Raw genomic sequence first — 26,690 nt, 5'->3', positions numbered from 1 at the left:
CCTTTTCCATCGGACGATATTTCTCACGGCTGCGGCATGTGTTTGGTGCGGCAGTCTGTTCAAAAAGAACGAGGTCTAGGTAAGCGCAACGTCTTTGTGTGGTAATTTACTTATTGTGGTTCAGCGCGTCTACGACAATTTCAATTCCTTTTTTGGCGAAGTTAATCTTCCTTTCGCTGAATACTGCTCCGGCCTTTGAAAGTGAGACTTTTGCAATACAGAACTGGTCATCCTCGGAGGGTTCCGGATTTCCCATCAAGGTTGTCCAGCTGACATCGACATCTTCTTTTGCTATTGGCTTATCATAATCCAGCGTATATTGCATATCTTCCGAAAGCGCGGAATTTGAACTGGCTTTGACGGTGATTTTGTTATTATCATCTTGGTATATTTTAATGTAGTAATAGACCACGCCTTGCGAAGATGTAACATATGCTTCATTCGGGGACACGGTTTCCTCATAAATCAGCTTTGCGTTTATCGTTGGGATCAAATTTGAACCTTTCTCTGCGCTTTTCGACGAACAAGCGGCGAAAATTAACAGGAAACTCAAAAAAATCGCAGCAAGCGGAATGTTTTTCTGTTTGATATTCATTTTCTTGGCTCCTTGATTTTCTTTCATTGTTTTGGAGAGATGTTATAAATCACCTGTTGCCGGAATTGCTGTTCTGAGCGAAACGTTTCCGCTGTGCAACGGAATACAAGGGCCGCTGGTTCATTTCATTCCATACTCTCTCAAGTCGTCTCCCTAGGGAGAACTGCAGTGGTTTTGTTGCTTTGCTTACGTTTGCTGAATATGGATTCAATATATTTCAGAATGAAATCTTTTTCAATAACTTTATGATTAATCCTCACAACAAGAAAAAGGGTTTCCGACTTCTCTGGCAAAACAGAGATTCGGAAACCCTCTCTTATATGTTATTGCGCCAGCAAAAATTAGTCTGTTTTCACGCCGGCTAAAGCGGCCTGTTCCCTTACATAAGACGCCGCCTGCATGTAGCTTTCAAAATCGGGCAGATGTTCCACAAATAATGTTGTATCCGGCCCCAATGACTCGCAGAGTCTTGCAACCTTTTGATAATTTATGATTCCTTTCCCCGGCATGGTTTCATGGATTAGTGTTGTGTAGGCATTCTCCATGATGACGTCTTTGCCGTGGATGCTCTTAATGTAAGGTCCGAGTTTCTGAAAGCATTCCTCAATGAATTCGTCGCAGAAGAGATAACGTTTGGGGCAGTTAATCATGTTGACATAGTCCAAATGTACGGCAAACGCTTTCCTGTCGACGTCATGTATCAATTGAAGGTATTGGTCCGGAGAGTCGGGTACCATCCAGGGCAGACTCTCAACCGTGTAAAAGGTTCTCGTGGGCTTTACGCTGTCGATAATTTCCCGAATTGAATCAACAACCAAAGCATAAGTGTCCTCAGCGTAATTTTCCCGATAACCGCCGTCCCAAATTTCACCCCTGCTTCCCGGTACGTTGACACAGCAGTTTGCGCCCAGTTCGTCTGCCAGTGCAAGCTGATTTTTGGCGTACTCCATCGCCGCCTTCCGTTCCGCATCATCAAGGGCGAGAACGTTTTTCCACACGCCGACTTCTCCAATGACGAGGTCGTGTTCCTTGGCGCATTTTAAGTAAGCCTGCTTCTCTTCTTTGCTTGCACGATAGTCAATTGGCGCCAAAACCGCCCGGTATCCCAATTCCTTTACGAATTGATACCATTCTTCCGGGTTGCTGTAGGGCTTTTCAATTGCTCCGCCGATTCTCAAAATGATCTCTCCTTTTTATTAACAATAAGTGGATTACCAGCCGTTTCTTTGCCAGATTACGGATGGGTCAATACTCTTTAAGTCTTTCGAGCAGGTTTTTGCCATTACTCCAGCCAGTTCTTCCGTCATCTTAAGGATCTGGTTTTTTACGCCTTCTGCGCCGTCTGTTTTGAGCGGCTCCATAATCGCTCTGCCGACACAAACGGCGTCAGCCCCCAGCGCAAGCGCTTTGAATACATCCATTCCGCTCACAATACCGCAGTCAACAATGATGGGGATTCGGTGATTGACGACTTTTGTAATCTTCGGCAGGATGTACAGCGGAGGAACGGCGTAATTCATAATTCCGTGATGATGGGAAACAACGATTCCCTTTGCTCCGGCTTCTAGGGCTTTATAGGCATCCTGCTCACTCAGAACACCTTTGATAATGAAAGGTACTTTTGAATATTTAATAAATTCCTTTATCTCCGCGAGCGATTTCGATTTCATCTTCTCGCCCATAACGACGTCATATTGTCCGTTTGCGGCAAAGGAATGGTCTACGTCCATGCCAAGAGCCATGACCCCGCAGCGTTCCGCATGTTCGATTCTCCGAAAAATATAGTCGTTGTCGGCATACGGCTTAATGATGTTTATGGTGCGGGCACCGGTAGCCGTTATCGCCGCAATTTCCGCTTCGTCTCCCATGCCTGCCCAGGCAACAGCGTTTGCCGCATGGGCACCTTTGGCCATTTCCACCATTCCGTTTTCCCGTATCTTACCCAAATGTGACAGAGCTGCCGTCATAATGGGCGTATCAAAGGTTTCCCCATATAATTCAAACTTTGTGGAAGGGATAACCGAATCGATATGCCTCATTTCCACGAGCAATGAGTCAAAATAGTCTCTTGTTATCTGGTCGGAATCCCATGGCTTGCTGTGTTCCATATTCGGTACTCCTCTCTTTTTATGCATAAACCATTGAAATGGCTGCCTGCTTAGGTTTATTATTGTAACAATTTGCTATGGAAATCACAATACTTTTCCATGTTTTTTTATACCGGCGAAACAGGCTGATACAGAAAAAATGCCCTCGATAAGAAAATTCCTATTGAGGGCATATACGCTTGACAGGAATATGGCACACAGAATTTCGATTCTTGTAAATAATTAAGAAGAATGTATAATAATTACAATCAAAACAGCTCGATTTGGAGGTGAAAGATTATGAAAACGGTTATCGTTTACAATCACCCGTACAAGAAGAGTTTCTGCCACGCTTTGCTGGAATCTGCAAAGGAAGGAGCAATCCGTGCGGGGCAAGAAGTCGATGTAATTGATCTTGACGCTGACAAATTTAATCCGGTCATGAGTGCGGAGGACCTCAACGGCTTTGTTCATCATCAAATGGTGGACCCGCAGGCGAAAGATTATTTCCGCAGAATCCGAGACGCGAATCACATGGTTCTCATCTTCCCAATTTGGTGGGAACTCATGCCGGCCATGATGAAAGGATTCATAGATAAGGTCGTTTTCCCCGGCAGTTTCTATGACCAGTCTGCCAGCGGTGACATGTCGACTCTTCTGCCGAACCTGAAGATTACATTAGTTACGACCATGAACACACCGGCAGAGTTATACAAGAACGTTTACGGAGATGCAATCTATAAGGCAGTTGTTAAGGGTACCTTTGAAAAATTAGGGATAAAGGATGTCAAATGGGTCTGCTTCAATATGGTCAAGGACAGCACAGCGGAGAAACGCAAACAATGGCTTGAACAAATCGCACAAATTGTTGCAGAGAGATAAAATCGGAAGGAAAATGAAAGGCATGTGCCATGGGCACATGCCTATTTTCGTTTGGCTATCCAACAAATTTATATTCATTCATTTACACGGTTTATAATCTTCATCGCATCCTGAGTGCCAAATGTTCGGCGGATGACACTCTCTGCATATCTTTTGATTAATTCAGTATTCTTGCAGAACGAAAAGATGCGTAATACCCTCGTTTGATTAAACCAGACAGTCTTGACAGGGCGAGCGGGCTTTTGCGGATCCTGCCGATTGTTAGTGTGCCGTGCAGCGGCCGCGGCTGAATTCTTGACAAAAGTAGAGTTCTTTTATAAAATAATATTAGCACTCATTTACATAGAGTGCTAAAAAGTGCGTTTTTTCTTTCATCTTTTGATATATATTAGTGACGTTAACGTTATTGGTATCTATCTGAAGCGAAGGAAGAGAAACGCATTTTTTCATTCTGCAAAAAATTCTAGAGGAGGAATGCATATGAAAGCATTATTTTTAGCAGGTGGATTTGGAAGCCGGTTAAGACCCATTACAAACTACTTGCCTAAACCAATGGTGCCGGTTATGGGCAAGCCTCTACTCGAACGAAATATTGAGAGATTAAAGCAGTATGGCGTGGATGAGATTGTTTTGAGCACATGCTACAAACCCAAAATCATTGAGAAATATTTTAAGGACGGTAAAAATTTCGGGGTAAAGATCAGCTATATTACGGAAGACCAGCCTTTGGGGACAGCAGGTGCAATTAAAAACGCACAGAAGTTCTTTGATGACACTTTTTTAGTGTTTAATGCAGATATCTTAAGCGATATTGATATTTCCGACATGATACGGTTCCATAAGGAGAAGAAGGCTGTGGCAACCATAGCGGCAACGCAGGTTGAGGATACTTCGGCCTATGGGGTCATCGAATATGACGAAAATGGCTACATTACCGCATTCAAGGAAAAGCCGAAACCCGAAGAAACCACTTCAAACCTGATTAATGCGGGAGTTTATATTTTTGAACCGGAGGTCTTAAATGAAATTCCTGCCGGAAGGGCGGTGTCCGTTGAACGGGAAACATATCCGCTCCTTCTGCAAAAGGGTGCCAGTATGGCGGTGTATAACCGCTGCTCCTATTGGCTGGATTTGGGTACTCCTGCAAAATATCTGCAGGCTCATAAAGATATTCTGGCTGGGTTATTCCATATTGGAAATTGCGATTTTCGCAGAAATCCACTCTATATCAGCAAAACGGCCAAAATCAGCCGCGGCGTAAAAATCATGGAGCCGGCTTACATCGGCGACCATGTGCAGATTGACGCCCATTCCGTCATAGGCCCCGGCACGGTTTTGTGCGATCATTCTTCCGTTGGCAAAGAGGCCCAGATTGTCGGAAGCGTGGTGTGGGACCATGTACAAGTCGAAAGCGGAGCTTCCGTTGTCAACTCGGTGGTTATGTCGAATTGCACCGTCAATCAAAACAGCAGAGAGCGCAATACCATTTTGACAGGAACCCTCAGCCAACCGATTGCGGCTGTATGAATGGGGTTCTTTAGAAGTTTGATATCACGACTACAGGAGGTATATTAAGAATGAGAAACGTGGCTTTTTTAAGCACTTATCCTTCAAGAGAATGTGGCATTGCAACCTTCACCCAAGACTTGGTACGGGAACTTGACAAGATAAAGCGATTGAATCAGCCCAAAGTAATCGCTGTAAGCGACGACAATTATACTTACAGTGACCGAGTCATTATGGAGCTCCGGCAGCACGACAGACAAAGCTATGTCAGCACAGCCCAAGCCATCAATCATTCGGATATCGACCTCCTTATGATCGAGCATGAGTACGGCATATACGGCGGAGAATCGGGGGAGTACATTCTGGACCTTGCAGATAACCTGGAGATTCCGTTTATTACCACGCTTCATACCGTGCTTCCGAACCCCACTGCAAAGCAGAAGGAAATTTTGGAGCATCTGGGCAAAAAGAGCACTCAGGTTGTTACGATGGCGGAGAATACAAAGCCCATTCTTCAAAGCGTCTATAACATCGACGCTTCAAAGATAAAAGTGATTCATCACGGAGTGCCGTCCAGGGCATTTGAATCACAAGATGTGCTGAAGGCAAAGCATGGCCTTGCAGGGAAAAGCGTTGTCAGTACCTTTGGACTGTTAAGCCCCGGAAAGGGTTTGGAATATGGAATCGAAGCCATTGCCAAGGTTGCAAAGAAGCATCTGGACATTGTTTACCTTATCCTCGGACAGACGCATCCTTGCGTCAAGAAAGAGTCCGGTGAAGCATACCGCGAAAAGCTGATGAACATGGTGGAAACCCTTGGCATCAAGGACCATGTGCGGTTCGTGGACAAATACCTTACCAAGGACGAAATCATTTATTATCTGCAGCTGTCGGATATTTACATGACGCCCTATCTTGGCAAGGATCAGGCGGTCAGTGGAACCTTGGCCTACGCTGTGGGATATGGCAAAGCAATTGTATCGACCCCCTACAGCTACGCCAAGGAGATGCTCGCAGGCGGCAGGGGACTTTTGGCGGAATTCTGCGATGCGGATTCGCTTGCGAAGGCGATTGCGTATATTCTTGAAAACCCCAAAGCCAAAAAAGAAATGGAAGCCAGAACGCTGAAAGTCGGCAGGACAATGATGTGGGAAAATATTGCAAAACAGTATGCAGACCTTTTTTTCAATACATTCGCTAATATCAATCTTGCAGACAGTATGGTGATATAATGGATTCAGCTTGCAATGACTTATTCAAGGACGACTATATCTTCCGGATGACGGACGATACAGGAATGTTCCAGCATTCCAAATACGCCTTGCCCGATCCGAATCATGGTTATACCACAGATGACAACGCCAGGGCTTTGATTATGGCGCTGATGCTCTATGAACGATATGGAAAAGAGAAATATCTTGACCTTGTCTACCGCTATGCGACGTTCTTGCTGAGTGCGCAAACCCGTAACGGAAAGTTCCGCAACTTTATGCGGTACGATAGAAATTGGCTTGAGAAGGAAGGTTCCGAGGACTGCTTCGGGCGATGCCTGTGGGCTTTGGGATTTGCCCTTTCTCACCCGTGCACGCCCAAGGGCGTCAAGGAGAGCCTTTCCTACATAATGCAGAAGGCAATACCTCATGTGTCCGCTCTGCATTTTCTCCGCTCCAAAGCATATTCCATTCTCGGCCTTGCCAGCCTTGAAAGCGACGACGCAAAAAGAATCGTTTCGGAAACTGCTGAGTCCCTGTGCAGTCAATATGACGGGTGCAAGGACGGGGAATGGAAGTGGTTTGAGGACACGGTTACATACTGCAATCATGTGCTCCCTTGGTCTCTGATAGAGGCCTATAAGGTTACCGGGAAAGACAAATTTCTTCAGACAGCCGAGGAAAGCCTTGATTTTCTGAGCAAGGTAACCTTTAGAGAAGGGTACTTCAAGCCGGTCGGGTGCAACGGCTGGTTTGTAAAAGGGAAGACCCCGGCAGAATTTGATGAACAGCCGGTAGAGGCCTGCGAAGGGGTATTCACCTATTTGGCGACCTATGAGGCAACCGGCAGCCGCAGCTACCTGCAAAAGGCAAAACAATGCTATGAATGGTACCGAGGATTCAATTCCAAGAAAACAAGCCTTATTGATAGCGAATCAGGCGGCTGCTACGACGGACTTAAGGAAAACGGCTTAAACCGAAATATTGGGGCGGAAAGCCTTGTTTCTTATGTTATGGCTTTCTTGAAAATTTCCAGCATAGCGGGCGAGGAAACCAATTGATGCAAACAAAGGATTCCTGCAATCGGTGTTACCGAAAGGCAGGAATCCTTTGTTTTTGTGTCATGAATCAATTTGGCTGTCTCTTGTTATAGCATAGACCTTCGTCATTTCATTTTCGCTGTCACGGTATTCCTCGACCAGAGACATCCCAATGGATTGAGCAGTTGCGCAGGAAGCGATATTATCCGCTTTCATGTAGGAGTATAAAACACGGAACGGCGTGTTCTGGAAGGCCCAGTCACGGACGGCGGATGCAGCTTCTTTCGCATACCCATTGTGCTGCATATCGGCGCGGATATGATATCCAATTTCAGGGCGAATGAAGTTGTTGATATTCTGCATGGTAAGACCACAGTCGCCAATCATTTCTCCTGTTTCTTTTAGGCAAACGGCCCATAAGCCGAATCCAAATACCCGGTACCGCTCCTTGTTTTTTGCAATCCAGTTGCGGACACGGGTTTCGTCCAACTTATATGGATAGTGCCGCATGATATCAGAATCGCCTAGCACAGCATATAAAGAATCAAAATCGTCGTCGGTTAGCTCTCGCAGAACCAGTCGTTTTGTATGCATTACCATTTGTATACCTCATTAACTATTTTATATTTTGTATATATGTCGTTTATTGTTTTATTTTGTTATTTCAATAGCAGCATCCAGTATATTTGCATCAATGGTTACGCCATAAGATTCAGGATCGATCACCGCACCTAATTTGATTGGCGTTTTTCCATCGTTTATCTTTTTTGTTGTTTCAAGAAAAGATGTAAAAGTGAAGAAACTCATATCCTTCGCCCTTCCTATTTTTTATGAAATTCATTATAACTTTTACAGTAGGGAATTATTTTCTTATCTTAAATAAAAATATTTTTCACTTTCCAAAGTTTCACGCAAAAAGATACCCTAGATATGTTGTTACACATATCTAGGGTATTCATGAGATTATTTTTTCCGGCGTGCCGGTTGATGATTATTATTCCCCTAACAAATCTGCTTTGTACTCCAATACTTTCAGGCCGGCCGTACATGCAGGGCAGTCACACCATTTTGCGCCTTTTGCCTTAATTTCCACAGCATGGGAATAGATTTTGTTTGCCATTTCTTCGCCGAATTTTTCTTTTGCCTTATCGCTTCCGAACAGACTGATAACGGAATCAATATCGGTGACGGCATCTTCCAGCGCCGAAACGTATTTTTTGGACGCTTCAGCTTCCTTTTCCGTGCCGACGGCATCGAGCCACTGCTGTGCTGCAGTTCTCAATCCTTCGTAGCAGTGTGTAGCCAGTAATTCCTTAGTCCTCTCAATGATAATTTCCTGATTTTTCATAGTATCATTCCTTTCCTAATTAAAAGCGGTTTCTTCGACTGGCGAACCGCTTAAGTGCTTGATGATTCGAAGGAACTTATCAATAATATACTATATATTCTTCAGGAAAACAAACAGGAATTCTTATCTCATAATTTTTTTGATAAGGCACCAAATTCATTCTTGTCGTTTTTCCCCTTGCCGAATCATCCCCTCACGGGTAAAACCGCACTTTTCAAGCACCTTCCATGATCCGATATTTCGCGATACTTCAAGCGCAGTAAAACAAAACCCGCAGATTCTATACAGAATCTGCGGGTTCCATCGGCATAGCAGCGCCGAGAATTCTTATTTGAAATATTCCTGTCCCAGCAAGTCGGCTGCCAGCAATGCGTCGTACAGCTGGTCCGGTGTGACGTCTCCTGCCATATTATGAATGGATTCGCCCGGAGCACAGGCCTTTTCCGCTGCAATGTGGACACGTTCCACATCGGTTACTCCGACTTCCTTCAAAGTAACCGGAAGACCTACGCTGTAGCAGAAATCCATAACTTCCTTGATTTCTTCCTTCGGAGCATTCTCAAGGATTAGCTGAGCGATTGTGCCGAATGCTACCAGAGAACCGTGCATGGTCTTTTCACATTCGAGCAAAGCCGTAAATCCATTATAGACGGAGTGTGCAACAGCAAGACCACCGTTATCGGCACCGACACCGCTTAAGTAGGTATTTGCTTCAATGATGGCTTCCAGTGCCGGCGTCACCAAATGTTTTTCACAAGCCAGCTTCGCCTGATATCCGCATTTTAGCAGCGTTTTATAGCACAGCTCGCAAAGTGCCATGGAGGAGAGGGTAACTCCGCCGTTTTCAAGGCTGGGGGAATCGGTCCTTAAGCATGCTCTGGCTTCAAAATAAGTTCCGAGCGCGTCGCCCATTCCAGCCACCAAAAACTTAGTCGGTGCATTTGCAATGATTTCACTGTCGACAATGACAGCTTCCGGATTCCTCGGATAGAACAAATAGGAATTAAAAGTTCCGTCATCGTTATAGATTACGGAAAGACCGGTGCAGGGAGCATCTGTGGCGCAAACGGTAGGAATGATGGCAACCGGACGCTTTTCATAATAGGCAGTTGCCTTGGCCGTATCAATCGCCGAACCGCCGCCGACACCGACAACGACCTGAATGTTTTTATCGCGTACGATTTTTCTCATTTTGTCGATTTCGCCGTTGGAGCTGATTCCGCCGAAAATTTCAAAATACAGCTTGCAGTCTGTACCTTCAAAGCTTTTTTCAATCTTGTCCTTGCAGTTTTTATAGCCGCTGTTGCTGCAAATGAACAGATAGGACGACCCCAGATCCTTTGTCTCGTCGTAAAATTTATACAAGGCGCCCTTTCCCTGTACATACTTTAACGGTGCTCGGAACAATTTCATAACTGCCATAAAATACCTACTTTCTTAATTGTTTGTTATTTATCTATCAATCTTAGACAATATTATATCGAATTTGTACGATATTCGCAATGGTACCCATTGCCAATCAGACTAGAAATGATATATGCAGGAAGACGTTTGGGTGCATCATTCGTATTGAATGGATGAACCAAATCAATAAAAGAAAGATGCACCGGGATTTCAATTCCCGGTGTATCTTATTTTAGATCTCATTATCTCTGGTCTGAAAAAATCCAATTACATCGTATAATGAGTCAAATACTGCGGCTGCTTTCATTTGATGGTTCATATCCGGTTTCTTGATGTCTGGAATACAAATAACAGGTATACCTGCATTTACCGATGCCTCGATGCCTGATTCGCTGTCTTCTAGGACAAAACAGTCATGAATGTCTACTTGGAGCTTTTCAACAGCCTTCAAAAACACATCCGGATTCGGTTTGCTTCTTGTAATATCTTCCGCAAAAACGAACTCGTCGAACAAATCATAGATGCAATGGTCTTTCAGAATTTTAACAGCCCTGTCCTTCGTACTTGATGTTGCAATGGCAGTCTTATACCCATTCTCTTTCAGAAAATGCAGTAAGTCTATGGCCCCTTTTTTCAGATTGACGCCTTCTGCAAGAATTTCCTTTTCTTTATTTAGCACCTTCTCCATGCCTTCTTCCAGACCCCATGGAAGTTTATAGGTGCTAATTAAATTCCTTACATTGTTTCTTTCTGTTTTACCACTGTAATTTTGAGCATAGTCCTGTATCGTCATTTCATAACCATATGGATTGAGCAATTCCTTATACACTCGATAGGAAATAATTTCGGTATCAACCAATAGACCGTCAAAATCAAATATGACTGCTTTTCTCATCTTCTCCTCCGCTGATTAAATTTTATTCCAAGATTAGAACGTTTCTTTGCAAAATACTTGATATATACAAATTTTACTACGTTTTTCCACTCTCATCTCTTTTCAACGACTTCTCTTTTAATAATAAAATAAAGGTTTCCGGACATTTTTATCTCTCCGCAGAATAGCCGAGAGAGTAGATTTTTGTCCGGAAACCTTATCTTTACATTTAAGTTTTCTATTTATCGATTCTTAACATCAGACATTAACGTCAACGACCCTTTGGGTTGAGTAGATAAGCTGGACGCTTACACCCTTGACATCAATACCACGCACTCAAATGGTTTGTGTTGATTGAATTGATGTCTATGGGCCATTTTGACAACCATTTGTTCATGAGAACATGTCAATGGGTTTTTCGGTCATTTTTGAAAAACCGCCGTTTGCGGGAACATGTCAATTAACAATAACGCCAACCACTGAATGTGCAATTGGCATTAATTAATTTTATGTCAGTTTCTTCTTCAATTCAATTATTCGGGCTTCAATTATTGAAATAACTTTTTTAAATTCCTCATCACTCTTACCCGTAGGATCATCCAGTCCCCAATCCTCTCTATGCTTGCAGGGAAGGTAAGGGCATTCCACATTGCATCCCATTGTAATAACAATATCTACCGGCGGGATATCATCAAGCAACTTTGGATATTGGTTTTTCTCCATATCTATATCATAAAGCTCTTTCATTAAACGAACGGCATCCTGATTGATCTGTGGCTTCGTTTCAGTTCCTGCCGAATAGCTTTCAAAAGTATCACTAGCAAGATGCCGTCCCAGTGCCTCTGCAATTTGACTGCGACAAGAATTATGAACGCAAATAAAAGCGACTTTTATCATTTTACTCTCCTACAGCGCCAATAAGCGTTCACCCTTGATATCCTCAGGACTCCATGAAATCAGTGCGAACTTCCCATTTGCATGTTCATTGATGCGGTTGAGCCATTCTATTTCACCAGCTGCCTTAGCCTTCAGTATGTGATTTGTCGTATCCGTGCCATAAAGTGACTGATTGACCACCCACCACTTAGCGGCGATGCCCGCGCGCTTTAAATCATCTTCAAGACGGAGAGCCTCATAAACGGGAGTCGCTTCCGGTAGGGTCACAATAATGACCTCGGTTTCGTCTGATTTCAGTCGTGGTAACAGTCGTGCCACCGATTCAGGTATTTCTCCCTTAGTACGTTGTATTTCGTGATTATAACTCTGTGTGGACTCCAACAGGAGCAGGGTGTGACCTGTAGGAGCAGTGTCTATAACTACCACCTGATCGTCTGCCATGTCAACTAATTCCGCAAATGCACGGAAAACAGCGATCTCCTGTGTGCAGGGTGAGCGAAGATCTTCTTCGATATAGGCAATATCCTCGTCACTCATACCGGATGCGCGTGCCTTGGAGAGCACCTCTTGCTGATACTTTTTAAGCTCCTTAGCTTCATCAATATGGCTCATGGATATACCGCTTGTTTCGTCTATCACAAATTTTAAATGTGCAGCCGGGTCAGTAGTGGTAAGGTGGACTTTCTTTCCTCGCTTTGCAAGTCCTAACGCAACAGCAGCCGCAACGGTGGTCTTGCCTACACCGCCTTTTCCCATCGTAAATATTACACGCTTGCCTTCTGCTGCTAATTCATCTATCACATCGCTGAGCGAAGGAATATGGTCAGTATTCAACTTTCGCGGCTCAGTAGGGACATAGTCGGTGGTAAGCAAAGCACGCACATTTTCCAAACCAGTGACATTATACGAGCGTAAAGGTACCATATAGATTGGAAACGCTTTTAAGGCTTCCGGCATATTAGATATAGCTGCCTGCTGTTTTTCGTAAAGGCTGGAAGAAAGAGCATCAGTATGCTCCATCAATAATCCATTGATAACCAGCATCTGATTGTTAACACCTAACGCAAACAATTCATTGGAAGCACGTTCCGCTTCTTTAAATGGTGCAGTTTCCGGTCTGGTAACAAGTATTAATGTAGTCTGACTGCCGTCCGACAATGTTTCCACAGCTTGCTGATAAATCGATTTTTTGCTCTCTAAACCTGATAGTTGACCGAGGCAGGATGCGCCATGCGTGCTTTCACTTATGAACCTGCTCCAAGCAGAAGGAAGCTGAAGCATTCGTAGGGTATGGCCAGTAGGAGCAGTATCAAAAATAACATGATCGTATTCCTGCTGAACCTTTTCGTCTGTTATGAAATTAGAGAACTCGTTGAATGCTGCTATTTCTATTGTGCAGGAGCCAGAAAGCTGCTCCTCCATATTTGCGATAACAGAAGCGGGCAACTTGCCTCGATAAGGCGCGATTACGCTCTCCCGATACTCAGCTGCGGCCTGTATAGGGTCGAGGTTAGCCACATATAGATTAGGCACACCGGGGATAGGCGTACCTTTGTTGGTCAGTTCCATCGAGAACACGTCTTGAAGATTGGAAGCCGGGTCGGTGCTGATGAGCAACACACGCTTGCCTTTATCCGCAAGAGAAACAGCGGTGGCACAGGCGATGCTGGTTTTGCCAACGCCACCCTTGCCGGTATAGAAAAGATATTTCGTTAAATGGATGTTTTGTGGATCAAATAAATTCATTTTAACAGCAACCTCCCTTGCAATTACAGCCGCCAGAATTTTTCTTAGAAACCTTCACCTTGACGGACGTGCTCTTCACTCCCAACACATCTCCGGGAAGATCAAGCAGCTTGGTGAACTCTTCATTGGTAGGGTAGCGGCCAGTAATAACAATCTCATCATCAACCATAACTACCGGTAATCCCTCTGTTCCTTTTTCATTGATATAGGCATTGATGGTCTTATTTTTGATAAATTCAGCAGGTGCACTGTTAAGGTTGAAGCGATCAACAATTACACCATGTTTTTTTAACGTATCAAGCACTGTAGAGATACGCAAAAGTTCAGGGTCTACTCCCACGCCACAGAGTCCGGTTGGGCAGCACATCGCAGGTTCAAATATTTTCATTTTTTTCATGAAGAACAACTCCTTTTATATAGATGATTTTTCAGCTGAAGCAATATTAATCACTCCTTTCCGCAGGGAACCAGTGCCTTGTATTATTCGCTATCTTCACTAATATCAACATAACAGGTACTTCCGTCAGAACCCCTACAATGGTGGCAAGTGCAGCCGGACTTTGTGTTCCAAATAATGAAATCGCGACGGCAACTGCCAGTTCAAAAAAGTTTGAGGCACCAATCATACCGGCAGGCGCTGCTATCTCATGGGGCAGTTTTATAGCCTTGCTTGCCAGGTATGCAATGAAAAAGACTAGGAAAGTCTGAAGAATCAACGGTATGGCAATCAAAACAATATGCAGTGGATTATTCAGAATTACATCGCCCTGGAATGAAAAGATTATTATTAATGTCAGCAATAGACCTATGGTCGTGATATTTCCGAACTTCGGTATGAAACTCTTTTCAAAATACTCGGGACCACGCTTTTTTGTGATGGTATTACGGGTGATTATTCCGCCAGCCAGCGGGATAACAACAAACAATACTACGGACAAAATAAGAGTGTCCCAAGGTATGGTGACACCGCCAACACCCAGAAGAAACGCAACTATGGGTGTGAAAGCGAAGAGGATGATAATATCATTTGTTGCCACCTGCACAACGGTATAAGCCGCGTTGCCACGGGTCAAATAACTCCATACAAATACCATTGCTGTACACGGTGCCGCTCCGAGAAGTATTGCGCCCGCAAGATAGTCTTTCGCAAGGTCTGAGGGGATAAAGGCCTTGAAAATGACGAAGAAAAACAGCCACGCGATGCCGAACATGGTAAAAGGCTTTATCAGCCAGTTGGTTATCCATGTAACAAAAAGCCCCTTAGGATTTTTCCCAACATTTTTAATGCTTTGAAAATCCACCTTCAGCATCATCGGATATATCATAAGCCAGATTAGAATCGCCATAGGTATTGATACGTTCGCGTATTCAAAACGTCCCAAAAATGCCGGGATTCCGGGCAAAAACTTACCAATCAGGATACCTGCTGCCATGCAAAGAAGCACCCAAACCGTTAAGTATTTTTCAAAGAAACCGATTCCTTGTGTTTTTTCTCTGCTCATATCGTATTACCGCCTTTCTCACGCCGTTCAGCTTCATCCTTGTGTTCCTTGGCTATAAAATATGTTTCCAGATTTTCAGGAAGCTGATAAGCTTTGCGCTCAGGCTCACGTTGCCCAGCGTTATATACCTCACGCAGGATGGCGTCCACAATTAATTCCTTTGGAGGGGACGTGTATTCGACTCCATTATATACCCATACACGGCAGTCAACATTATCTCCGCAAAGCGTTCCACAATCCTCACAAAGTGATTCTCTAAGTTCTACTGCGATGTCATTTCCATTCACGCGGATAGTCGGCGAACTGATAAACTGATACTTTATCGCCAACTCCTTCGTTGCAATATTTACTTTATTTACCTTAACTTCATATCCCGCCGCATTAAGCACCACGGCCACGCTGGAAACTGCTTCATCCAGTGCTTTTTCTGTGTCCTGGCATCTACCGCAAACGGTCGTATCCAGATACAGAAAATCTATGTTGATCGGTTTTTTCGGCTGCGGCTGGCAACAGTTATCGGAAGAACAACAACATTTACTCATTTTCATTACACCCCTTACAACAAATTGAGTTATCTTTGCAAATACAATTTTCCTTATTGGAAGTGATAGCACAGAAAAACTGTTTTGTTTTGCTGATAGTATCATCATCCAGAGAGTAATACGTCCATTTACCTTCTTCTCGCGCTTTTACAATCCCACATTCACACAGGATTTTCATGTGATGAGAAAGTGTGGATTGGGACATTTCAAATTTCTCCAGAATATTGCAGGCACAAAGTTCCCCGCAGGAAAGCATATCTACAATCATCGCTCTTTTGGGATCTCCCAACGCTTTAAACACTTTCGTGTTATCCAAGTAGTAATCCATAACATCACCTCAAATCTAAAAACTTCGATATGATATATTATATGCGTCAAATCGAAAAATGTCAATATGATATATGAATTTAAAATAAAATATTTCATTAACATTTTTATCGGAGCTGTTTCTTCATTTAAATAGAGAAGCATCCGCTAATTACGGATGCTTAATAACCATGTATATAAGCCTTTTTAATCCTCATTTAGATCCACTAAATTATCCTCAAAAACGAACAAGTTTTGAATTGGAATTTGTTCGCGCAAATAATATGTCAGATCAGTATCACCAACCGTCACTCCACCACAAAGTGCTCCCTTAAAATTAAGAGATTTGCCGTCCGTATCTGTAATTTCCATTTCCCAAGTTCCAATATCAGTAGCATCACAAGTCAATTGGTCACTTTCTATATACTGTGAGAAAAGCTCCAATATTTTCTTTACTGCGGATTTCCCTATATTAAACTGTTGCTTTCTAGAAATCTCGAACCGACCAAAACCATTTCCATACTTATATCCTGTAAACCATATTCTGCCACTAGCAGATATAGTCAAATGCTGTTCCACTTCGTCATCAGGAAGTGGTTCTGGACCAAAGCATATATTATTTGATATAATTCTTACTGTTTGTATTTGCAATCGGAACACCCCCTGTGCTATTCCCTTTTTAATACTGGCAAGACAGTCTCTAAATATTGCTGCCAATATCCTTCGTCATCGCCTACCATATCATGAAGCCAATAATACATAAACAGAATTTCAAATTCTTGCTTTCTGCCTTTTATAAAGGGCTTTTTCGGTATTCTTCTGTAATATACTCTTCAATACTCAGCATTTGCTCACCTCCAAAAATAGCACTGACTTATCTAATAAGGAATTAAATTCCCAACTTATGGCTGCTTGATGAATAGCTCTTTTATTAATCAGTCACTTTTCTCAATACTGTTCATTATCTCTTTCATACTGTCAATTAAATAGTCCGTTTCAGGATCTGATGCTTCGTTGTTTTCTAGTAAGCTGGTTATATAGGATTTAATAATATCTTTTGATTTTACAAAGCTGATGTTTCCAGGCAAATTGCTGAGTATCAATTGAGCGTCTATAAATGCGCCCATACTATTAATAACTTGATTCATTAATTTTTCTGCTTGTTCGATGTTCCCGTTTTTCATTGCTTCTTTTGCAGCAATACTAAGGCTACGGATGTCTTCTCCCCATATTGCATATCTTGATGGAGTTGCCTTGCAGTCTTCATCACATGAGTCAAAAATCGCTCTTTCTAGTCTGTCCATGCACATTCTTTCACTGTCGTGTTCTTTTACTCTTGTGATTACTACGGAAGCATTTCTGTTAGCTTCAAGTATTTGGGGAGGTATGTATGTTGTCGTAAAAGTAGTTGTTGCAGTCATAGCACCATTAGAACTTGTATGGATGCGTTATCTTATCGCACTTGTTGCGTTAGTATTCATTGGATTTGGCTATGTCAAGAGAAGTTCGCAATTTGGGGACTCCACGAAATGAATTAAGCTGCGCTTAGCAGAAGTGTCTGAATCGATTTGGGATTCAAATATGCTCTGGAAACGGACCAGTCTTCAGCGTATTCCATGAGATATGTTGTAACCAACCGCAGATAGGAATCTTTGTTTGGGAATATCCCGACGACGTTGGTTCTGCGCCGGATTTCCTTGTTCAGCCGTTCCAGCATATTGGTCGATGAGATTTTACGGGCATCAAGCTCGGGGAATGCATAGAAAGCCAGTGAGTCCTCCAGCCCGTCTTCCAGAAGCTCGATTGCTTTGGGAAACCGCTTCCCATATTGCTCCGACAACTGTTTTGCGCGCTGTCGCGCTAATTGGACGGAAGGCGCCAGCCAGATTTCTTTCAGTTGGACCGCAAAGGATTCTTTTTCTTTCTGCGGTATATGGGCCAGAATATTTCGCATGAAATGCACTTTGCAGCGTTGCCAGGATGCGCCGGGAAAACTTTCTCGGATGGCGGCAATCAGCCCTTTGTTCGCATCGGAAACCACCAGCAGCGGTGTTTTCAAGCCGCGATCCAAAAGACTTTGAAACAACTGGGAATAGCTCTCTTTGGATTCGTCCAGCATCGGCTCCACGGCGAGAATGTCCCTGTGCCCTTGCTCGTTGACGCCGCAGACAACCATCACCGCCATGCTGACGACACGGCCATCCATACGGACTTTTTCGTACAGGGCATCCGTCCAAATGACAGGATAACGAGTATCCGTCAGAGAACGGTTGCGAAATTCCTGTACCTGTTCATTGAGCCCTTTTGTCATCTCACTGACCTGACTGCGGGAGAGGTTCTCTATCCCCAGACTGTGAGCCAACTTTTCCATCTTCCGTGTGGACACGCCCTGCACGAATGCCTCCTGAATAACCTGTACCAGCGCCGCCTCGCTGCGTTTGCGTTCAGTGACAAAGAACGGGATATATCCATGGCTGCGCAGCTTTGGCACCATGAGATACATCGTCCCTACGCGAGTATCCAGCCTCCGGGGACGATATCCGCAGCGGTAGTCACTTCGAGACGGATTGTGCGCATTCTTTTCCGCCCCCACAAGGCCGGAAACCTCCGCCTCCATCAGTTGAGCGCAGAGCCATTCCAGCATACTGAGCATCGGGTCGGGCTCCGCCATACATTTCAGTAGCAATTCCGTAAGATCTGTGTTATTCTTTCCTTGAGTCATTGGGACCAACTCCTTTTTGAATGTCTTGACACCATTCATTTTAAAGGAGTCCCAATGGCTTTTCTATACTTTCTCGAAATTGCGAACTTTATTGTACTCTATCTTGGATTTGTCACTAAACAAAAATGGAAAATTAAAAGGAAACATATAGGGATAATAATTGCAATTTCGATTGTAGGATATGTCATTTCTATTGTTACTCAAGAAACAGGTACCATGCTTTCTAGTGCACAAATGGGAGCTATTATCACTGCTACTACACCTGCATTTATGGTTGTGTTTGCTAGTTTAATTCTTAAAGAACGTCTAACTTTTAAGAAAGCTATTTCTGTATGCTTAGCGACTATTGGTGTCATTATTATCGTTGGAATTGATGATATTAACATGTCTAGTATGCTAGGAGGCATCTCGCTTATTATAGCTGCATTAACATGGGCATTAATGTCCGTTATTATAAAATGCTTGCCTAGTGATTATTCGCAAATTGTGATAAATACCTATGCTACTTTAATTGCTTTTGTTGTTCTAACTCCTTTTGTTATCACAAGATTACCTAAATTAAACATTAATGAATTAACAAGCCCTACCATATGGGGAGGATTGTTATATTTAGGGATAGTATCAACAGCTATTGCATTTCTATTGTGGAATCGTGGTCTACAAATGCTAAATGCCTCTGGTGGAGGAGTTTTCTTCTTTTTCCAACCTGTTGTTGGAACATTATTAGGTTGGTTGATACTAGGTGAAACCATTAGTTTCACATTTTGGTTTGGTTCTTTCTTGATTCTTCTAGGAGTATTAATTGTAATAAAAGATAGGCAAGAAGAACAGTATCAAACTCAATCCAATCTCAATATGTAAAAGAATATACTCAAATTGGTGGAGGAATTAAAATGGCAACTTTTGACGATTTTCAAAAAATAGATATGCGTGTCGGAGAAATTATTAGAGCAGAAGCGTTCCCTAAAGCAAGAAAACCAGCATATAAATTATGGGTTGACTTTGGAGAAGAAATAGGGATTAAACAAAGTAGTGCTCAAATAGATAGAGTACAATAAAGTTCGCAATTTCGAGAAGGTATAGAAAAGCCATTGGGACTCCTTTAAAATGAATGGTGTCAAGACATTCAAAAAGGAGTTGGTCCCAATGACTCAAGGAAAGAATAACACAGATCTTACGGAATTGCTACTGAAATGTATGGCGGAGCCCGACCCGATGCTCAGTATGCTGGAATGGCTCTGCGCTCAACTGATGGAGGCGGAGGTTTCCGGCCTTGTGGGGGCGGAAAAGAATGCGCACAATCCGTCTCGAAGTGACTACCGCTGCGGATATCGTCCCCGGAGGCTGGATACTCGCGTAGGGACGATGTATCTCATGGTGCCAAAGCTGCGCAGCCATGGATATATCCCGTTCTTTGTCACTGAACGCAAACGCAGCGAGGCGGCGCTGGTACAGGTTATTCAGGAGGCATTCGTGCAGGGCGTGTCCACACGGAAGATGGAAAAGTTGGCTCACAGTCTGGGGATAGAGAACCTCTCCCGCAGTCAGGTCAGTGAGATGACAAAAGGGCTCAATGAACAGGTACAGGAATTTCGCAACCGTTCTCTGACGGATACTCGTTATCCTGTCATTTGGACGGATGCCCTGTACGAAAAAGTCCGTATGGATGGCCGTGTCGTCAGCATGGCGGTGATGGTTGTCTGCGGCGTCAACGAGCAAGGGCACAGGGACATTCTCGCCGTGGAGCCGATGCTGGACGAATCCAAAGAGAGCTATTCCCAGTTGTTTCAAAGTCTTTTGGATCGCGGCTTGAAAACACCGCTGCTGGTGGTTTCCGATGCGAACAAAGGGCTGATTGCCGCCATCCGAGAAAGTTTTCCCGGCGCATCCTGGCAACGCTGCAAAGTGCATTTCATGCGAAATATTCTGGCCCATATACCGCAGAAAGAAAAAGAATCCTTTGCGGTCCAACTGAAAGAAATCTGGCTGGCGCCTTCCGTCCAATTAGCGCGACAGCGCGCAAAACAGTTGTCGGAGCAATATGGGAAGCGGTTTCCCAAAGCAATCGAGCTTCTGGAAGACGGGCTGGAGGACTCACTGGCTTTCTATGCATTCCCCGAGCTTGATGCCCGTAAAATCTCATCGACCAATATGCTGGAACGGCTGAACAAGGAAATCCGGCGCAGAACCAACGTCGTCGGGATATTCCCAAACAAAGATTCCTATCTGCGGTTGGTTACAACATATCTCATGGAATACGCTGAAGACTGGTCCGTTTCCAGAGCATATTTGAATCCCAAATCGATTCAGACACTTCTGCTAAGCGCAGCTTAATTCATTTCGTGGAGTCCCCAAATTGCGAACTTCTCTTGACATAGCCTTTTTGTATTATGATATAATATGTTGTAACAATCGAGAAAAAGCATTGCAATTTTTTAGATTTTAGTTTGAATCACATAATATTTTGTCAAAGGGGCGGGATTTATGTTTGAGTTTAAAATAACTTTAAATGATACTCACCTTATGTCCTGTTCATTTGGTGCCCTTAAAAGGATAATACAATTAAACAGATGTCGGAGGTATTGAATTATGAAACAGGAAGATATAGGTGCTTTCATTAGGATGATGCGGAAAGAAAAAGGCATGACACAGGAGCAGCTTGCTGAAATGCTTGGTGTCAGTCAGAGGTCCGTTTCTCGTTGGGAAAACGGGAAAACAATGCCTGACCTTTCTTTGTACGAGCCATTGTGTAAGGCGCTTGATGTGCAAGTATCTGAACTGCTGTATGCTAAAAAAATGTCCGATGAAGAAAAAACAGAGCACGGGGAAAAAACAGCATTGAGCCTGCTCACTACAAAGTCACAGCTCGAGACATTTGCAATTTTTACGGAAGTGTTGATTGTTGTAGGGATTATTATTTCGATAACGCTTACTAAAGTTCTTGCTGATACTGTTCCGGAAATGATAATTACACTCGTTTGCGGATGGTTTGTTTGGGGAATCGGTTTAGTGCTAAGAGTAAAAATACGAAAAGCTATTCTTAAACTTGAAGAGAGTTAATTTCCCGTTTGCAGGGCACTGTAAACAATGGAGAAAACGATAGATAATTTCACACATACAAAACGGAACAGAAAATGAGCAGTTAAGACGTCTTAACACATGTTGAGTGCGTCACATTGATGTCAAGGGTTAAGAAATAAAGAACTAAAAAGCTTGTAAATAAAGGGTTTCCAGACATTTAGCTTTTCTCGAGGCCGATCTGCTGGATGTGGCAATGTCAGGAAACCCTTATTTTTATTGTTTGCGGGAACATATCAACCGTCGCGAAAATTAATAGTTGAGTTACCAGATTAGATAACCCCCTTTTTTATAGGGGGTTGAGGATACGGGATGGATGTATAATTTAATCTTCTCGCTCAGCATCCGTATCAAAAATTCTATCAAGTTCCTCGTTTGATGTAATGCCACGAACTTTATTTCTAACAGCTACTTTTGCCATATCAAGTCTATAGAAATGTTCACGACCGTCTAATCCTTTCTTTTGCCGGATAAGTTGAATTCTTCCAAATTTATCCCAATGTTTCTCTGCGAATTTTGCTAGGCCAACTGCCTTGGGACAATTGTCCTTACGGCTGGGGTCGTGTGGTTCTAGAATATCAAAAATGTAACCTTGTGCATCAGCTCTCACTACCACTAAATCAGGAAACATAGAAGTGATAACACCGCCGACCTCATATGGGATTTCAAGTGACCACTTTTTACGATCAAGATTACGTAACCAGCAAACGGCACCGTTTTTTAGTTCTTCTTCAATAACTCCCTTTTCCCATGGGTTTAGTGATGCTTGGAATGTTCCATCCTCAGAACAATAGAGGTGTCGATCAATTTTTATACTGTTATCTGAAACTGAAAAATCGATTGAATCTGGCAATACCCAAGGAATAGCTATTGGTTGAACGGAAGCATTTATTAATCTTTCATAGATGTTTTTTCGAGCCTCATTTAATCTTGCAATAGAGCGTTTATTATTCTCATATAGACTAATAAATTTCTCTTCTGCAAAGGCGTTTATTCGCTCCATAGCAGCAGTATCACTTGTAAGCACAATGACTTCAATCTTTACTTCGATATGGTCTCGGGTACTGTGGCGAATCCAATACTCCTTATGTAAGCCTTCTCCCAATATCCTTCCAGCTTGTTCAAAATGTCGAGAAATGTCAAATTCGGTAACAGTCATGGTTTGTGTAGCTTCATCAAATGAATAAGCATTTTCTCCATAGTCAAATGTTAGCGTATTAACAGCAAATCCAGTGATTGAAGCAACTCGACCATCAAAGTCACCACTTTCTTTTATGCGAGCAATTTCTTCGTCCATTTTTGATAAAACTGCATTTTTAACGGCTTTTTGTGCTTCCAAATCAATACCATCCATTGTTAATGCTCTAGAAAGCTGTATTAATAACTTAAGCGGTGCTTGCTTGCGGGATGAATCCAGGCGGTATGTAATGAGCTTATCCATTGAATCAAACACATCAGAATAAGCGAGGTTGCGCCCGAGTGTTATAAGCTCTTTATTTGTACCAGTTTCAGTGGGCATAACCGATTCACTATCATGTAGAGCATTAACAACATTTTTTACTGTATCTTTATCAAAGTATGGAAGAAACAGACTTACATTATTAAGTTCAGCATCGGAGGCAATTCTTCTTGCCAAAGGAGTGCGAATCATACGCCCCAAAAGCTGTGCTATGTAGGTATAGTCCTGCGCGCTACGAAATGACATCATTGTTTCAGCACGAGGACAGTCCCAACCTGTGGAAAGGTTCATTTTAAAGAATACAACTTTCACATTTTCTTCGTCTTCGATTCTAGAAGCTTCAATTTGATGAATTTCAACGTCACGCACTTTGATCGTACCATAATCATTAAAGGTATGTACCACTTCACCGGGCAATAACTTGCGTCCCATTGCCTCTTCCAACAAATCGATGCAAATCCCTAAATCGGTACGGGTTATTTCTCGTTCATTACCATCCTCAACTTGGACGACAAGGATAGGGTTTACCATTTTCTCATTTTCATGTTCACAGTAAGCTTTCCAGTGAGCACATTTTTTAAGCCAATTTTCGACTGCACCTTTGAACATTGTCATATCGGCACCAAGTTGGATATCTGGGTAATGAATAATGATTCTGTCCTTTAAAAGCCCCGATTCACGTACTTGTTCAGGCGGAACAATAACTTTTTGTACTGTCGAAGTAGTCCCAGCAATTAAGTTATCAAATCTCTGGGGTGTTGCGGTCACGCCGATAACTAAAGGCATAATACAAAGTCCATCTTCTTCGCTACCTTTGATGAATTTTTGCATGATGGATTGTGCTTTATTTTCTGCTTGAGCAGATGTATAAGTCCCTCTATGTGCTTCATCAATGACCACATAGAACTGTTTGGGAATGCGTTTAGCTGTATTTGTGAGTGTTTCCCAAATTGTATATTGCCTTGTATCGGACTTAGTTGTTAATAACTTGTCAGAACCGAGTTTTTGTGTGTTAATAAAATAAATACATCCACCCTCCAAATACTCGGCATTAAAGTTTGAATCTACAGTTACTAAGTCCCGTACACGAATTTTGTCTGATTTGCTTTCAATTTTTAATCGCGTTTGCTCGTTAAGTTCTGGCGAATCGGAAAGCCAAACAAACACTGAATTCGGATCGCCGATATTATCTGAACCTCCATATAGGATTTCTTCAAAAAGTGCAGTCATAATTATAGTTTTTCCAGAACCCGTAGGTGCGGAAAACGATATTACCTGAGGGTCTTTTTCGCTCCACATTAAATGAGCTTTATTAATTTTCTCATGCAATTCTGCAAGAGCCGTTTCCTGAAATGGAAATAAAGTAACTCTCATTTATGAATCCCTCCTACTTCCCAACACAAAGTTATCAATGTAATCGCGGTATAGTTGGTATGTATTTTTTATTTTTATGCCATCAGTCATTTCGCGGAAAGCTTCCTCCGAGTTTGTTACAAAATATACCACTTTAATATTATTTTCTTCTGAAATCTTTTTTGCAAACTCAGCATACTTTGTTTCATCAACCAGAACTGCAAAGCCGTTTTGAGGAAGAATTAACATATCTGGTTCTTCATCGCTGTTTATTTCTGGCCTCCGGCCGATAGCACCGGATTTTAGCCAAAGCAATGGTAATATTTCGCGGAATTGTTGGCCTAGTGATACACTGTTTTTATCTAAAAAACCTAGTTTAAAATACTCAACATTTGCAGGAAAACCATCGCTCATGGGACGTTTAACTTGCAATGTTACATTCATTGGACCGAGCAAGTTTGATACCTGTGCTTTAATTTCCTTGAAAGTGGCAGCAGATTTTACCACTATATAAAAGTCTGTGATGTGGTCCTGATCTTCTAAAGCTTCCAGCCATTCATTGACAGCATTTACATCAAACAAAATCGTCGCCGAATGTTTATCCGAAACAATGAATTTACTATCTGCTTTGACTAATGATTGTGGTAATTGTTGTTTGCCATCCTTATCGCGGAGCAAAGAAACAAGCTGTTTTTTGGCAGCAGTTGTTAGTTCTGTGGGATTATCTATGAAGCCAAGTTGATAGAATGAACGCTCGACTTCTTTTGATACTATCTGGTTTGTGAAATATTCTCCAGATAGAATTGTACCGTCATCGCGTTTTCCAAGTATGCTATATTTAGTTCTAGGCCAAGTAACTGAGCGACATATACCATGTTTTTCCCATTCGGGGTCGCCAGGTTGATAACCTTGTTCGCGCAAAATTTTTGATTCTGCCTCTGATACCTCGTTATTCGTTACTAATATACAGCGACGATTTCCATTATCTTCTATGTTTAGCAGATTTACTGCATGGAGTGTTGTTCCGCTACCAGCAAAGAAATCTACAATAAGGGCATTTTTATTATTGCCTACAATTGCTGCAATCGCATCCTTTGTGGAATAGAGTGATTTTGGGAAAGAAAATGCTCTTGATTGTCCAAGTATATTTGAAACTAGGTCGGAGCCATATGCCCCCGCATCATGCATACTTCTATGCCAGACAGTCATAATCTGTTTTGATTGTAAATTTGCAAATTCCACTTCAACAACATTTCTAACTTCATCGCGTCCAGTAATAATAATTTCACCGTTCTCTATTTGTTGTTGATATTTCTGACTAAGGTAAGATATGCCCCATGTCTTTCGTTTTGGATCATATTTTCCAAGCTTAGCATAGCCTTTTTCTATAAGGTTGTTAAGTGTAGAATTACTTAGCATCCAGCGCCCCTCAGACAAATCACTTCTTATAGGCCAAACGACATCATAGCCTTCAATTTTTGCATCTAAATCTGGTTTTTCTGGATATGGTAATGGTTCAAGGGCCTTAATTAATTTATTTTTTTCTACATCAATTAAAACCGGGTAAAACTGGTTTTTACTATCTTCACGACGAGAATCTGCTCCGGAACGCAATAGCCCCTTCCAACGCGGTTTTATAGAAGGTTTTTTTATCTCCCCTAACAAAGGATCGGAACCTGCTATTACATAAGCGTAGGGCATAAAGCAAAAAATAGCATATTCTTCGACTCTTGAAAATCTACCTTGCGTTACTCCTTTTGGATTAATTACAATGGTTACCATTTGGATATATGCTTCAGGGAAAAGTTCTTCAAGCAAAGTTCGAAGATGATGAACCTCATGTTCATCGATTGTAACTATCAATACACCAGTATCTGGATTCAATATTCTTTTCGCAATTTTAAGTCTTCTTTGCATCATGGAAAGCCATTTGCTGTGCCTCCAGTTATCAGAGGAATCTACATAGTCATTGTTATATTTCCAATCTTTCGCTCCTGTGTTGTACGGGGGGTCGATGTAGATGCAGTCTACTTTTTTTGGATACAAATATTCTAATAACTGGATCATATTGATCAATTATTTGCTGCAAACGCTCAATTTCCTGATTCATCTCTTCGCCTAAAATTTCTCTAATTTTC

At 42.5% G+C, this 26,690-nt stretch carries 27 protein-coding genes; 8 read left to right on the top strand and 19 right to left on the bottom strand.

The features are described from left to right. Positions 1 to 106 precede the first annotated feature (106 nt). The 3 genes from NOG13_RS09330 to NOG13_RS09320 form a co-directional block, all read right to left on the bottom strand. On the bottom strand, positions 107 to 595 hold the full coding sequence (locus NOG13_RS09330) for a hypothetical protein (RefSeq protein ID WP_283110268.1): 489 nt from the start codon (positions 593 to 595) through the stop codon (positions 107 to 109). A gap of 341 nt (positions 596 to 936) precedes the next feature. After that, complete coding sequence (locus NOG13_RS09325; protein WP_283110267.1) at positions 937 to 1,773, bottom strand: sugar phosphate isomerase/epimerase family protein; 837 nt, start codon at positions 1,771 to 1,773, stop codon at positions 937 to 939. A gap of 33 nt (positions 1,774 to 1,806) precedes the next feature. Beyond that, a complete protein-coding gene (locus NOG13_RS09320; RefSeq protein ID WP_283110266.1) occupies positions 1,807 to 2,703 on the bottom strand; it encodes an alpha-hydroxy acid oxidase in 897 nt (298 codons plus the stop codon). 279 nt (positions 2,704 to 2,982) lie between these two features. Here NOG13_RS09320 and NOG13_RS09315 point away from each other — a divergent pair, with 279 nt between their 5' ends. From NOG13_RS09315 to NOG13_RS09300, 4 genes are all read left to right on the top strand, one after another. Next, positions 2,983 to 3,564 (top strand): NAD(P)H-dependent oxidoreductase, encoded by a 582-nt coding sequence (locus NOG13_RS09315; protein WP_283110265.1) that lies wholly within the window; start codon positions 2,983 to 2,985, stop codon positions 3,562 to 3,564. 480 nt (positions 3,565 to 4,044) lie between these two features. Further along, positions 4,045 to 5,091 (top strand): nucleotidyltransferase family protein, encoded by a 1,047-nt coding sequence (locus NOG13_RS09310; protein ID WP_283110264.1) that lies wholly within the window; start codon positions 4,045 to 4,047, stop codon positions 5,089 to 5,091. Positions 5,092 to 5,141: 50 nt separating this feature from the next. Further along, a complete protein-coding gene (locus NOG13_RS09305; protein ID WP_283110263.1) occupies positions 5,142 to 6,302 on the top strand; it encodes a glycosyltransferase family 4 protein in 1,161 nt (386 codons plus the stop codon). Continuing rightward, positions 6,302 to 7,342 (top strand): glycosyltransferase, encoded by a 1,041-nt coding sequence (locus NOG13_RS09300; protein ID WP_283110262.1) that lies wholly within the window; start codon positions 6,302 to 6,304, stop codon positions 7,340 to 7,342. The genes NOG13_RS09305 and NOG13_RS09300 overlap by 1 nt, the downstream gene beginning before the upstream one ends. 60 nt (positions 7,343 to 7,402) lie before the next feature. On the opposite strand, the gene NOG13_RS09295 is transcribed toward NOG13_RS09300, so the two are convergent. The 14 genes from NOG13_RS09295 to NOG13_RS09230 all read right to left on the bottom strand — a co-directional run bounded on the left by NOG13_RS09295 (position 7,403) and on the right by NOG13_RS09230 (position 18,662). Then, positions 7,403 to 7,921: a GNAT family N-acetyltransferase gene (locus NOG13_RS09295; protein WP_283110261.1), complete on the bottom strand. Its 519-nt coding sequence runs from the start codon at positions 7,919 to 7,921 to the stop codon at positions 7,403 to 7,405. A gap of 51 nt (positions 7,922 to 7,972) precedes the next feature. Continuing rightward, on the bottom strand, positions 7,973 to 8,128 hold the full coding sequence (locus NOG13_RS09290; RefSeq protein WP_283110260.1) for a hypothetical protein: 156 nt from the start codon (positions 8,126 to 8,128) through the stop codon (positions 7,973 to 7,975). A 187-nt stretch (positions 8,129 to 8,315) separates the two neighbouring features. Further along, positions 8,316 to 8,669, bottom strand: coding sequence for a hypothetical protein (locus NOG13_RS09285; RefSeq protein ID WP_283110259.1), 354 nt, complete (start codon positions 8,667 to 8,669; stop codon positions 8,316 to 8,318). A gap of 327 nt (positions 8,670 to 8,996) precedes the next feature. Continuing rightward, on the bottom strand, positions 8,997 to 10,091 hold the full coding sequence (locus NOG13_RS09280) for a glycerol dehydrogenase (protein ID WP_283110258.1): 1,095 nt from the start codon (positions 10,089 to 10,091) through the stop codon (positions 8,997 to 8,999). A 214-nt stretch (positions 10,092 to 10,305) separates the two neighbouring features. Further along, entirely contained in the window at positions 10,306 to 10,968 is a 663-nt protein-coding gene (locus NOG13_RS09275) for an HAD family hydrolase (protein ID WP_283110257.1), read from the bottom strand. A 486-nt stretch (positions 10,969 to 11,454) separates the two neighbouring features. Continuing rightward, positions 11,455 to 11,844: an arsenate reductase ArsC gene (locus tag NOG13_RS09270; protein ID WP_283110256.1), complete on the bottom strand. Its 390-nt coding sequence runs from the start codon at positions 11,842 to 11,844 to the stop codon at positions 11,455 to 11,457. Between the two features lie 9 nt (positions 11,845 to 11,853). Continuing rightward, the gene (gene arsA / locus NOG13_RS09265) at positions 11,854 to 13,590 is read right to left on the bottom strand and encodes an arsenical pump-driving ATPase (RefSeq protein WP_283110255.1); all 1,737 of its coding nucleotides are present in this window, start codon (positions 13,588 to 13,590) and stop codon (positions 11,854 to 11,856) included. A 1-nt stretch (position 13,591) separates the two neighbouring features. Further along, positions 13,592 to 13,987, bottom strand: coding sequence for an arsenite efflux transporter metallochaperone ArsD (gene arsD, locus NOG13_RS09260; protein ID WP_017551002.1), 396 nt, complete (start codon positions 13,985 to 13,987; stop codon positions 13,592 to 13,594). Positions 13,988 to 14,033: 46 nt separating this feature from the next. Next, positions 14,034 to 15,092 carry an ACR3 family arsenite efflux transporter gene (gene arsB, locus NOG13_RS09255; RefSeq protein WP_283110254.1) on the bottom strand — a complete coding sequence of 353 codons (1,059 nt, stop codon included), beginning with the start codon at positions 15,090 to 15,092 and terminating at the stop codon, positions 14,034 to 14,036. Next, positions 15,089 to 15,640 (bottom strand): DUF2703 domain-containing protein, encoded by a 552-nt coding sequence (locus NOG13_RS09250; RefSeq protein WP_283110253.1) that lies wholly within the window; start codon positions 15,638 to 15,640, stop codon positions 15,089 to 15,091. Before NOG13_RS09250 ends, arsB begins: the two co-directional genes overlap by 4 nt. Next, positions 15,627 to 15,962 carry an ArsR/SmtB family transcription factor gene (locus tag NOG13_RS09245; RefSeq protein WP_028845449.1) on the bottom strand — a complete coding sequence of 112 codons (336 nt, stop codon included), beginning with the start codon at positions 15,960 to 15,962 and terminating at the stop codon, positions 15,627 to 15,629. The genes NOG13_RS09250 and NOG13_RS09245 overlap by 14 nt, the downstream gene beginning before the upstream one ends. Before the next feature lie 185 nt (positions 15,963 to 16,147). Then, positions 16,148 to 16,591 (bottom strand): hypothetical protein, encoded by a 444-nt coding sequence (locus tag NOG13_RS09240; RefSeq protein WP_283110252.1) that lies wholly within the window; start codon positions 16,589 to 16,591, stop codon positions 16,148 to 16,150. A 284-nt stretch (positions 16,592 to 16,875) separates the two neighbouring features. Then, positions 16,876 to 17,244 (bottom strand): hypothetical protein, encoded by a 369-nt coding sequence (locus NOG13_RS09235; RefSeq protein WP_283110251.1) that lies wholly within the window; start codon positions 17,242 to 17,244, stop codon positions 16,876 to 16,878. Positions 17,245 to 17,474: 230 nt separating this feature from the next. Beyond that, a complete protein-coding gene (locus tag NOG13_RS09230) occupies positions 17,475 to 18,662 on the bottom strand; it encodes an IS256 family transposase (RefSeq protein WP_135661204.1) in 1,188 nt (395 codons plus the stop codon). A 54-nt stretch (positions 18,663 to 18,716) separates the two neighbouring features. Here NOG13_RS09230 and NOG13_RS09225 point away from each other — a divergent pair, with 54 nt between their 5' ends. The 4 genes from NOG13_RS09225 (at position 18,717) to NOG13_RS09210 (ending at position 21,722) form a co-directional block, all read left to right on the top strand. Continuing rightward, on the top strand, positions 18,717 to 19,523 hold the full coding sequence (locus NOG13_RS09225; protein ID WP_283110250.1) for a DMT family transporter: 807 nt from the start codon (positions 18,717 to 18,719) through the stop codon (positions 19,521 to 19,523). Between the two features lie 32 nt (positions 19,524 to 19,555). Beyond that, entirely contained in the window at positions 19,556 to 19,720 is a 165-nt protein-coding gene (locus NOG13_RS09220) for a hypothetical protein (protein ID WP_428849323.1), read from the top strand. Between the two features lie 88 nt (positions 19,721 to 19,808). Continuing rightward, positions 19,809 to 20,996, top strand: coding sequence for an IS256 family transposase (locus tag NOG13_RS09215; RefSeq protein WP_135661204.1), 1,188 nt, complete (start codon positions 19,809 to 19,811; stop codon positions 20,994 to 20,996). 255 nt (positions 20,997 to 21,251) lie between these two features. After that, positions 21,252 to 21,722 carry a helix-turn-helix domain-containing protein gene (locus NOG13_RS09210; RefSeq protein WP_283110249.1) on the top strand — a complete coding sequence of 157 codons (471 nt, stop codon included), beginning with the start codon at positions 21,252 to 21,254 and terminating at the stop codon, positions 21,720 to 21,722. Between the two features lie 343 nt (positions 21,723 to 22,065). On the opposite strand, the gene NOG13_RS09205 is transcribed toward NOG13_RS09210, so the two are convergent. Next, complete coding sequence (locus NOG13_RS09205; protein WP_283110248.1) at positions 22,066 to 24,573, bottom strand: DEAD/DEAH box helicase; 2,508 nt, start codon at positions 24,571 to 24,573, stop codon at positions 22,066 to 22,068. Beyond that, on the bottom strand, positions 24,574 to 26,619 hold the full coding sequence (locus NOG13_RS09200) for a site-specific DNA-methyltransferase (protein ID WP_283111189.1): 2,046 nt from the start codon (positions 26,617 to 26,619) through the stop codon (positions 24,574 to 24,576). Positions 26,620 to 26,690: the final 71 nt, after the last annotated feature.

The organism is Thermocaproicibacter melissae, assembly GCF_024498295.1.
GTDB classification, from domain to species: domain Bacteria; phylum Bacillota; class Clostridia; order Oscillospirales; family Acutalibacteraceae; genus Thermocaproicibacter; species Thermocaproicibacter melissae.
The sequence above is the reverse complement of the archived record's forward strand: the minus strand, read 5'-3'. Positions and strand labels throughout refer to the sequence as shown.

Excerpts from the sequence above, each read along its gene's own strand:
- NOG13_RS09330 (WP_283110268.1), bottom strand. The coding sequence starts at position 595 with ATGAATATCAAACAGAAAAACATTCCGCTTGCTGCGATTTTTTTGAGT.
- NOG13_RS09320 (WP_283110266.1), bottom strand. The coding sequence starts at position 2,703 with ATGGAACACAGCAAGCCATGGGATTCCGACCAGATAACAAGAGACTAT.
- NOG13_RS09315 (WP_283110265.1), top strand. The coding sequence starts at position 2,983 with ATGAAAACGGTTATCGTTTACAATCACCCGTACAAGAAGAGTTTCTGC.
- NOG13_RS09310 (WP_283110264.1), top strand. The coding sequence starts at position 4,045 with ATGAAAGCATTATTTTTAGCAGGTGGATTTGGAAGCCGGTTAAGACCC.
- NOG13_RS09305 (WP_283110263.1), top strand. The coding sequence starts at position 5,142 with ATGAGAAACGTGGCTTTTTTAAGCACTTATCCTTCAAGAGAATGTGGC.
- NOG13_RS09300 (WP_283110262.1), top strand. The coding sequence starts at position 6,302 with ATGGATTCAGCTTGCAATGACTTATTCAAGGACGACTATATCTTCCGG.
- NOG13_RS09295 (WP_283110261.1), bottom strand. The coding sequence starts at position 7,921 with ATGGTAATGCATACAAAACGACTGGTTCTGCGAGAGCTAACCGACGAC.
- NOG13_RS09290 (WP_283110260.1), bottom strand. The coding sequence starts at position 8,128 with ATGAGTTTCTTCACTTTTACATCTTTTCTTGAAACAACAAAAAAGATA.
- NOG13_RS09285 (WP_283110259.1), bottom strand. The coding sequence starts at position 8,669 with ATGAAAAATCAGGAAATTATCATTGAGAGGACTAAGGAATTACTGGCT.
- NOG13_RS09280 (WP_283110258.1), bottom strand. The coding sequence starts at position 10,091 with ATGGCAGTTATGAAATTGTTCCGAGCACCGTTAAAGTATGTACAGGGA.
- NOG13_RS09275 (WP_283110257.1), bottom strand. The coding sequence starts at position 10,968 with ATGAGAAAAGCAGTCATATTTGATTTTGACGGTCTATTGGTTGATACC.
- NOG13_RS09270 (WP_283110256.1), bottom strand. The coding sequence starts at position 11,844 with ATGATAAAAGTCGCTTTTATTTGCGTTCATAATTCTTGTCGCAGTCAA.
- arsA (WP_283110255.1), bottom strand. The coding sequence starts at position 13,590 with ATGAATTTATTTGATCCACAAAACATCCATTTAACGAAATATCTTTTC.
- arsD (WP_017551002.1), bottom strand. The coding sequence starts at position 13,987 with ATGAAAAAAATGAAAATATTTGAACCTGCGATGTGCTGCCCAACCGGA.
- arsB (WP_283110254.1), bottom strand. The coding sequence starts at position 15,092 with ATGAGCAGAGAAAAAACACAAGGAATCGGTTTCTTTGAAAAATACTTA.
- NOG13_RS09250 (WP_283110253.1), bottom strand. The coding sequence starts at position 15,640 with ATGAAAATGAGTAAATGTTGTTGTTCTTCCGATAACTGTTGCCAGCCG.
- NOG13_RS09245 (WP_028845449.1), bottom strand. The coding sequence starts at position 15,962 with ATGGATTACTACTTGGATAACACGAAAGTGTTTAAAGCGTTGGGAGAT.
- NOG13_RS09235 (WP_283110251.1), bottom strand. The coding sequence starts at position 17,244 with ATGGACAGACTAGAAAGAGCGATTTTTGACTCATGTGATGAAGACTGC.
- NOG13_RS09230 (WP_135661204.1), bottom strand. The coding sequence starts at position 18,662 with ATGACTCAAGGAAAGAATAACACAGATCTTACGGAATTGCTACTGAAA.
- NOG13_RS09225 (WP_283110250.1), top strand. The coding sequence starts at position 18,717 with ATGGCTTTTCTATACTTTCTCGAAATTGCGAACTTTATTGTACTCTAT.
- NOG13_RS09220 (WP_428849323.1), top strand. The coding sequence starts at position 19,556 with ATGGCAACTTTTGACGATTTTCAAAAAATAGATATGCGTGTCGGAGAA.
- NOG13_RS09215 (WP_135661204.1), top strand. The coding sequence starts at position 19,809 with ATGACTCAAGGAAAGAATAACACAGATCTTACGGAATTGCTACTGAAA.
- NOG13_RS09210 (WP_283110249.1), top strand. The coding sequence starts at position 21,252 with ATGAAACAGGAAGATATAGGTGCTTTCATTAGGATGATGCGGAAAGAA.
- NOG13_RS09205 (WP_283110248.1), bottom strand. The coding sequence starts at position 24,573 with ATGAGAGTTACTTTATTTCCATTTCAGGAAACGGCTCTTGCAGAATTG.
- NOG13_RS09200 (WP_283111189.1), bottom strand. The coding sequence starts at position 26,619 with ATGATCCAGTTATTAGAATATTTGTATCCAAAAAAAGTAGACTGCATC.